At 62.1% G+C, this 1460-nt stretch carries 1 protein-coding gene; it reads right to left on the bottom strand.

What is annotated here, in order from left to right; genetic code table 11:
• On the bottom strand, positions 1–893 hold an 893-nt coding region (locus tag GVN67_RS28940), incomplete at its 3' end, for a glycosyl hydrolase (protein WP_160000751.1).
• Positions 894–1460 lie beyond the last annotated feature (567 nt).

Genomic DNA, 1460 nt, shown 5'->3' with positions numbered 1-1460 from the left:
GGGGTGGGCGTGGGGGTCGGCGTGGTCGGCGTCGTGCCGCCGCCGATATCCTCGTGGCCGAAGAGATCCTTGAAGGCGTTGCCGGCGTTCGGCAGCGAGCCGTCGCTCAGCGAGGTCACCTTGTCCATCGTGTAGTCCCAGAAGGACTGATAGACGACGTTGTGGGTGGAGAACCACTCCTTGACCAGCTTCAGATATTCGCCGGCGTTGTTGGAGTTGATGCCCCACTCGGAATAGGAGGTGGGCTTGCCATGCGCGGCGGCGAAGGCTTCGAGCCACTTCAAGCCGTACTTCGCGTTGGCGATCTTGTTGAAGGCGGCGGTCGGATCGCTGCCCTGGTATTCCGGGGTCCAGTAGAAATCCATGCCGACGATGTCGACATAGGCGTCGCCCGGATAGGCCTTGGCCGGATCGATGCCGCCCTCGGCATAGTTGACGTTCCACTCGAACTTGAAGCGGCTCGAGACGGAGCGGAAGCTGTCGACGAACTGGCGGAAGGCGCCGATGAAATCCTGCTCCTTGCCGATGGCGTTCCAGGCGAACCAGTCGCCGTTGAACTCCCAGCCGGTGCGGATGTAGATCGGGTCGTTGTCGCCGGCCCGCGAGGCCAGCAGGCTCTTGGCCACCGAGGCGTAGTAGTTGTTGTAGCTGCCGGTCGCGGCGGTCTTCAGCGAGGCCGACCCGTCGGTCACCATCAGCGGGACCGACCAGAGGATCGAGTTGTCGATCCCTTGCCAGAGCGACTTGGTCATCCAGTCGACGCTGCTGACGTAGTCCTTCCAATTCGCCATGCCGACAACGCCGTGCACCGCATCGACGTCGCGACCCAGCCACTTCTCGTAGCTGGCGAGCTCGGCCGGGCTATTCCCAACATAGACACCCATGATCGTCATCAAGTTATCCTCACGAAATCGCGAGGCCTAAAAACCACTCACGAAGCCGTGATGGAAGCAAAAAGTTTGACTGCAGCGAAATAAATTTCCTTGACTCGCTACCTTCCGATTGGAATCGGATCGTGCGACTCGAGTCCGGATTTGCCTGTTACCAAACGCCGTTTCTCGCAGCTGGCCTTTAGCGTGGCTTTTCATCCGAATCAACTTGAGCGTGACTCGATGAAGACTCGATCCGGCAACGATGATGCTGTTGGAACGATGTGATGCAGCGTTCGACACCAGCAACGCAGCCGCAACGACCACGGGATTGCGGGATTTCTCGCAGGCTGGACGGCGCGGCCACGGGCTGAAAAGGCTGTCGAAACAGCGGCTGCGGTCGGCCGAAGCGGCGTTGCGCGGGCAGCAACCGGCAGGCCCGCGGCCAGGGCCCGCGGCCAGGGCCAGGCCCTGGCGGGCCGGCATGAAAACGGCCGGTCAGCCCCTGGGGCTGCCGGCCGTCACCATGTCACGTCGGGGGGGAGCATGGTCCAGGGGGCTGTCTCTTATACACCACGTACGCCTCCGGAT

The organism is Roseomonas sp. 18066, assembly GCF_902706185.1.
GTDB lineage: Bacteria > Pseudomonadota > Alphaproteobacteria > Acetobacterales > Acetobacteraceae > Pseudoroseomonas.
The sequence above is the reverse complement of the archived record's forward strand: the minus strand, read 5'-3'. Positions and strand labels throughout refer to the sequence as shown.